The 6731-nt window shown below is 65.4% G+C and carries 7 protein-coding genes; all 7 read right to left on the bottom strand.

What is annotated here, in order from left to right; all coding sequences use genetic code 11:
• Window positions 1-688 (bottom strand): tRNA pseudouridine(55) synthase TruB (gene truB, locus RMN73_RS00655; protein ID WP_309601390.1); only part of this gene is annotated, 688 nt, incomplete at its 3' end.
• 5 nt (window positions 689-693) lie between these two features.
• Window positions 694-1311: a thymidine kinase gene (locus tag RMN73_RS00650; protein WP_309601389.1), complete on the bottom strand. Its 618-nt coding sequence runs from the start codon at window positions 1309-1311 to the stop codon at window positions 694-696.
• A 1-nt stretch (window position 1312) separates the two neighbouring features.
• A complete protein-coding gene (locus RMN73_RS00645; RefSeq protein WP_309601388.1) occupies window positions 1313-1678 on the bottom strand; it encodes a hypothetical protein in 366 nt (121 codons plus the stop codon).
• Window positions 1679-1716: 38 nt separating this feature from the next.
• Window positions 1717-2115, bottom strand: a complete 399-nt coding sequence (gene rbfA, locus RMN73_RS00640) for a 30S ribosome-binding factor RbfA (RefSeq protein ID WP_309601387.1) — start codon at window positions 2113-2115, stop codon at window positions 1717-1719.
• A gap of 139 nt (window positions 2116-2254) precedes the next feature.
• Window positions 2255-4756 (bottom strand): translation initiation factor IF-2, encoded by a 2502-nt coding sequence (infB, locus tag RMN73_RS00635; RefSeq protein ID WP_309601386.1) that lies wholly within the window; start codon window positions 4754-4756, stop codon window positions 2255-2257.
• A complete protein-coding gene (locus tag RMN73_RS00630; protein WP_309601385.1) occupies window positions 4753-5454 on the bottom strand; it encodes a DUF448 domain-containing protein in 702 nt (233 codons plus the stop codon). Before RMN73_RS00630 ends, infB begins: the two co-directional genes overlap by 4 nt.
• Window positions 5435-6731 (bottom strand): transcription termination factor NusA (gene nusA / locus RMN73_RS00625; protein ID WP_309601384.1); only part of this gene is annotated, 1297 nt, incomplete at its 5' end. The genes nusA and RMN73_RS00630, both read right to left, overlap by 20 nt.

The raw sequence follows: 6731 nt of genomic DNA, 5'->3' as shown, positions 1-6731 counted from the left end.
GCGGGAGAACCATCCTCGTCAGTGCGCGCGCCTTAGCGGCCTCGTTCAGAATGTCCAGTGAAATCGCCGATTTCAGGGTAAACGGACCGGCCTTCGTTCGCCGAAGCATGGTGACATGGCCGACCGTGCCGAGCGCCAGCGCAATGTCGCGGGCGAGGGAGCGGATATAGGTGCCTTTGGAGACAGTGGCGGAGAGGGTGGCGCTGTCAGTTTCGGCGGAGAGCAGGGCAAGCTCCAGGACGGTGACCGAGCGTGTCTTCAACTCGACGTCGACCCCCTTGCGGGCGAGGTCGTAGGCGCGTTCGCCATCGACTTTCAGCGCGGAGTAAGCAGGGGGTATTTGCTCGATCTTGCCGGTGAAGCGCGGCAGGATCGCTTCGACCTCTGCCAATGTTGGACGAACGTCGCTGGTGGCGATGACCTGGCCCTCGAGATCGAGCGTGTCCGTCTGCTCCCCAAAGGCGATGGTGAAGTCGTACGCCTTGGTCGCGTCGAGCATCCGCCCGGCGAGCTTGGTCGCCTCGCCAAGCGCGATCGGGAGCACCCCGGTGGCGAGCGGATCGAGCGTCCCGCCGTGGCCGACCTTGGTCTTGGGCTCGCCCGCTTCCCGCAGCGCGCGCTTGACCGCCGACACGGCATTGGTCGAGCCCAAGCCCAAGGGCTTGTCGAGGATGATCCAGCCGTTCAGCATCGTCAGGCGCGCGGCAGGCCGAAGCTGAGCTGCCTGGACTCGACCTCGCGCAATCGCTCGAAGAAATGGCGGCGGCACAAAGCGACATAGCGGTCATTGCCGCCAATCTCGGTCTGCTCGCCGCGCGCGACCGCGAACCCGTCCTGATCGACGCGCAGGTTCATCGTCGCCTTGCGCCCGCATTCGCACACAGCTTTCAATTCGACGAGATTGTCGGCCAGCGCGAGCAGGGCGGCCGAGCCGGGGAACAGCCTGGCCTGGAAGTCGGTGCGTAGCCCGTAGCAAAGCACGGGGATCGATAGCTCGTCGGCGATCCGGCACAATTGGAGCACGTGGCGCTGGGTGAGGAATTGCGCCTCGTCGACCAGCACGCAATTCACCTCGCGCCGCTTCAATTCCTCGCTCAGCGCGGCGAACAAATCGACCTCGTCCGAATAGGTGTGCGCGGGGGCGGACAGAGCGATGCGCGAGCTGATCGTCCCCGATCCGGAGCGATCGTCGAATGCCGCGGTCCACAGCATCGTCTCCATCCCGCGCTCGCGATAATTATAATCGGCCTGCAACAGGGTGGTCGATTTGCCGGCATTCATTGCCGCATAATAGAAATAGAGCTTGGCCATTTTACGGACAGAGCGCGCCGGCGGGGGCGGGCTTGAAGCGGTCGAGGCGAACGGCGGCAACGGCCTTGGTCCATTGCTCGATTGCAATGCGGCCATTGGCTGGAACGGCGCAGGATTTCGCCACGCCGGGCTTGCCAGTGGGGAGAATCAGCGTCGCGCGATAGGCGTAATCGAAGCGGCTGTTATTGGCGATCGTCATGGTGCTGCCGAACAATGGCTGCAGCGAGACCTTGAATTGGCCGGGGGCGGGGGCGGTGGTCGGCGTGACCTTGCGCGCATCGACCGGCGCGCCCTGGCGAACCGCGAAAAGCCATGTTTCGCCCATGCGGACGGTGAGGCTTTTGGCGGACAAGGGAGCCGTGGCCAAGGCCGTGAGAAGCAGCGCGGGAAAGAGGCGAACCGCGCTCACTCGACCTCGTCGCCCAGATCCTGGGCGACATGCGCGCCCCTTAGGAGCGTATCGATCTTGCCGCCTTCATCGAAGCTCTCATCCGCGCGGAATTTCAGTTTGGCGGCATATTTGAGGCTGACGCGGGTCGCGACTTCGCGCTGGAAGAAGGCGGTGTTGGTGCGCAACGCTTTGAGCACGACCTCCTCATCCTGCCCGAGCAACGGCTTCACGAACACCAAGGCATGGCGAAGGTCGGGCGACATGCGGACTTCGGTCACGCTGACGAGGTGGCTTTGCAGCGTGTCGTCATGAACGTCGCCGCGGGTCAGGATATCGCTCAGGATATGGCGCACCTGCTCGCCAACCCGCAGCAAGCGGACCGAGCGGCCTTCGGGGGTTTCGACCTTGCGCATCAAATCCTTCCTTTGGCGGAGCCGTCACGGGAATAAATCCCGTGACGTCGATCCGGTCGCTGCGCGCCGGTCGGCCGACCCACGCCGTCTCTCGACGCAACGTCGCTCGCTTCGCTCCGCTCCCGTTACGCTCGGCGGCTCAAAGCGTGCGAGCCCGTTCTTCGGTCTCGAATACTTCGAGATTGTCGCCGGCCTTGATGTCGTTGGTGTCAGCCAGCAACACGCCGCATTCCATGCCCGCGCGCACCTCGGCGACGTCGTCCTTGAAGCGGCGGAGCGAGGAGATGGTGGTTTTCGACACGATCACATCGTCGCGCGTCAGGCGGGCGTGGAGGCCCTTGCGAATGACGCCTTCGAGGACCAGCAAGCCGGCGGCCTTGTCGCGTTTGCCTGCGGGGAAGACATCCTTGACCTCGGCGCGGCCGACGACAGTCTCGATGATCTCGGGCCCCAACTGACCGGCCATCGCTTCGCGTACCCAGTCGGTAAGATGGTAGATGACGTCGTAATAGCGAAGCTCGACCTTGGTGCGGTTGACCGCCTCACGCGCCTTGGCGTTGGGGCGGACGTTGAAGCCAATGATCGGCGCACCCGTCGCGGCGGCCAACGTAACATCGCTTTCGGTGATCGCGCCGACGCCTGACTGGAGCACGCGGACCTTGATCTCGTCGGTCGAGATGCGGTTGACGGCGGTGACGATTGCCTCGACCGAGCCCTGCACGTCGGCGCGGATGACGAGCGGAAATTCGATCGTCTGGCTCGACCGGTTGGCGAACAAATCGTCCAGGCTGACCGGCGCGGTGGTGGTGCGCTTGCGGTCGAGCAGGCCCTGGCGATAGGTCGCGACTTCACGGGCGCGGCCTTCATTTTCGACCACGGTGAACGGATCGCCCGCCGACGGCACGGCGCCGAGGCCGAGCACTTCGACCGGGAAGGACGGACCGGCTTCCTTGACCGGCTTGCCATGATCGTCGCTCATCGCGCGGACCTTGCCCGAGACCGCGCCGACAACGATCACGTCGCCAACCTTCAGCGTGCCGCGCTGGACGAGCACGGTGGCAAGCGGGCCGCGACCCTTGTCGAGCCGCGCCTCTACCACGGTGGCTTCCGCCGCGCGGTCGGGGTTGGCCTTCAGCTCGAGGATTTCAGCCTGCACCGCTATGGCGGCGAGCAAGCCGTCGAGGTTGGTCTTTTCCTTGGCCGAGACTTCGACATCCTGGACGTCGCCGCCCATCGCTTCGACCACGATCTCATGCTGCAGCAATTCCTCGCGGACCTTCTGGGCATTGGCTTCATGCTTGTCGATCTTGTTGATCGCGACGATCATCGGCACGCCGGCGGCCTTGGTGTGGTTGATCGCTTCGATCGTTTGCGGCTTCAACCCGTCATCGGCGGCCACCACGAGGATGACGATGTCGGTGACGTTGGCGCCGCGCTGGCGCATTTCGGTGAAGGCTTCATGGCCCGGCGTGTCGAGGAAGGTGATCTTCGACTTGTCCTTCAGCGTGACCTGATAGGCGCCGATATGCTGGGTGATGCCGCCCGCTTCGCCCGACACCACGGCAGCACCGCGGATCGCATCGAGCAACGACGTCTTGCCGTGATCGACATGGCCCATGATGGTGACCACTGGCGGACGCGTAATCAGGGTCGCGTCGGCGTCGACGTCGGCGGCGCTATCAATGTCGATATCGCTGTCGCTGACACGGATGATGGTGTGGCCGAATTCGGTGACCAGCAATTCGGCCGTGTCCTGGTCGATGGTGTCGGTGACGGCCGACGGAACGCCCATCTTGAACAATGACTTGACCAGATCGCCGCCGCGCTCGGCCATGCGGTTGGCGAGTTCCTGCACCGTGATCGATTCTGGGACGACGACGTCGCGATATTGCTTGGCCGACGGACCGGCCGACTGGTGGGCGCGCTTTTCCTTCTCGCGCGACCGCCGCAGCGCAGCGAGGCTGCGGGTGCGATTATCGTCTTCGCCAGCGGTGGCGCGGCTGACGGTCAGCTTGCCCGACTTGCGATGATCTTCGCGGCCACGGCCCGGGCGCGACGGCTCGGGGCGCTTTGGCGCATGCGCGGGGGCGGCAGCTGGCCGGGTGAAGCGGCGTTCTTCTTCGCGGTCCGAGCCGGATGGAGCAGCGGTTTCCTCCGCCGGGGTTTCGGCGGGGCGGGCGGCTTCCTCGGCGGCGGCCTCGACCGCGGCCTCCTCGGCCTTGCGATTGTCGTCGGCGCGGCGTTTTTCGTCCTCGGTCTGGGCGATCTTCGAGCGATCTTCGCGGCGGCGCGCTTCGCCGAGGCTGTTCATCCGCGATTCGTCGGCCTCGCGGAGCAATTTCTCCTGCAATTCCTTGCGCGTAGCGATATCGTCGACCGGTGCGCGGCGAACCGGAGCAGCCGGCTTGGGCGCAACCGGCTTGGGCGCGGGCGCAGGGGCGGCGGCTTCGACTACCGGCTCGGGCGCGGCAACCGGCGCTTCGCCAGGCCGGGCGAGAATGCGACGCTTCTTGACCTCGACCACAACGGTGTTCGAACGGCCATGGCTGAAGCTCTGCTTCACCTTGCCGGTTTCGACCGTGCGCTTCAGGCCCAGCGGGGGCCGGGTTCCAAGCTTGGGCTTGTCGCTCTGGTCGGTCATTCTATTCCTTCGTCGAAATCTGCCGAAACGGGCCCGCGGGCAGCGCCGCCGCCCTCTAGCCCAGCATTGGGGTCAATGAAAGTAAGCCACCGGTCGATGGCATTGCTCACCCGCCGCGCGGCGGCAGGATCGGTCAAGGCGACATGTACCACATTTTCGCGGCCAAGCGCCATCGACAAGATGGTTCGGTCTTCGGGAAATACAATTCCGGCACGTTCGCCGCCGCCGACTCGCCACGCCTGGTCGAGCTTGCGATTGCCGTCTTCGCCTGCATCGGACGCGTGGATCAGCAGGTGAACCTTGCCCTGGCGCGCGGCGACGTCGACCTTTTCCGAGCCGTTGACGAGCATGCCCGAGCGCGCTTCGAGCCCGAGGCGGTCGAGCGCCTGCTGACGAAGCGCGGCGACAATTCGCTCGCTCAGGTCGGCCGGGACGGTGACGTCCTGCTTGAACGCGCGGGCCAGCGCGGCCTTGAGCTTGCCCTTGGCCAGCGCGACATCGAGCGTCGCGCGATCGACCCCGATCCACGCCCCGCGGCCGGGTGCTCGGGCGCGGACGTCGGGGGCGACTTCGCCATCGGGCGAGAGTGCCAGCCGGATCAGCTCGTCGCGCGACGCGGTGCGGCGCGATACGATGCAGGTGCGTTCGGACGCGCCGCCGAGTTTACGCTCTAGCGTGTCATTCTGGGGTTTCCGCAACGGCGTCCTCCCCATTGTCGGCCGGAGCCTCATCCTCGAACCAATGCGCACGAGCGGCCATGATGATCTCATTGCCCTGCTCTTCGCTGAGGCCATAGTCGGCGAGCACGCCGCCCTTGTCCTCGGTGCGGTTGGTCGGCTCACGACGGCGCGGTTCGACGCGCTTCTTCTGGATCAGCTCGTCGGTGGCGAGATCGGCCAGATCGTCGAGGGTCAGGATCTTGGCCTTGCCGAGCGTGACCAGCATCGCTTCGTTGAGATGCGGCATTTCGGCCAGCGCATCCTCGACCCCCAATGCGCGGCGCTCCTCGCGGCTGGCGGCTTCGCGGCGTTCAAGCGCTTCGGCGGCGCGGCTCTGCAGCTCGCCGGCGATTTCGTCGTCGAGCCCCTCGATCGAGGCGACTTCGTCAAGCTCGACATAAGCCACTTCCTCGAGGCTGGTGAAGCCCTCGGCGACCAGCAACTGGGCGAGTGTCTCGTCGACGTCGAGGTCGGTCTGGAACATCTCCGACCGCTCGACGAATTCGCGCTGGCGCTTCTCGGACGCGTCGGCCTCGGTCAAAATGTCGATCTGGCTCGACGTCAGCTGGCTGGCGAGGCGGACGTTCTGCCCGCGACGGCCGATGGCGAGCGAAAGCTGGTCATCGGGGACGACCACTTCGATGCGGCTTTCTTCCTCATCGATCACGACGCGGCTGACCGTCGCCGGCTGCAATGCGTTGACGACGAAAGTCGCGAGATCTTCCGACCACGGGATGATGTCGATCTTTTCGCCCTGCAATTCCTGGACCACCGCCTGGACGCGGCTGCCCTTCATGCCGACGCAGGCGCCGACCGGATCGATCGAGCTGTCGTGGCTGATCACGCCGATTTTCGCGCGCGACCCAGGATCGCGGGCGGCGGCGCGGATCTCGATGATGCCGTCGTAAATCTCGGGCACTTCCTGCGCGAACAATTTCTTCATGAAATCGGGGTGGGCGCGCGACAGGAAGATTTGCGGCCCGCGCACTTCGCGGCGGACGGCGAAGATCAGGCTGCGGATGCGATCGCCGACGCGGACCATTTCGCGCGGGATCTGCTGGTCGCGGCGGATGACGCCCTCAGCGCGGCCCAGGTCGACCACGACGTGACCGAACTCGACCCGCTTGACGACGCCGGTGATGACCTCGTTGGCGCGATCCTTGAATTCTTCATACTGGCGCTCGCGCTCGGCGTCGCGGACCTTCTGGAAGATGACCTGCTTGGCGGCCTGCGCGGCGATGCGGCCAAACTCGATC

Source organism: Sphingomonas sp. (genome assembly GCF_031372575.1).
Classification (GTDB): domain Bacteria; phylum Pseudomonadota; class Alphaproteobacteria; order Sphingomonadales; family Sphingomonadaceae; genus Sphingomicrobium.
The sequence above is the reverse complement of the archived record's forward strand: the minus strand, read 5'-3'. Positions and strand labels throughout refer to the sequence as shown.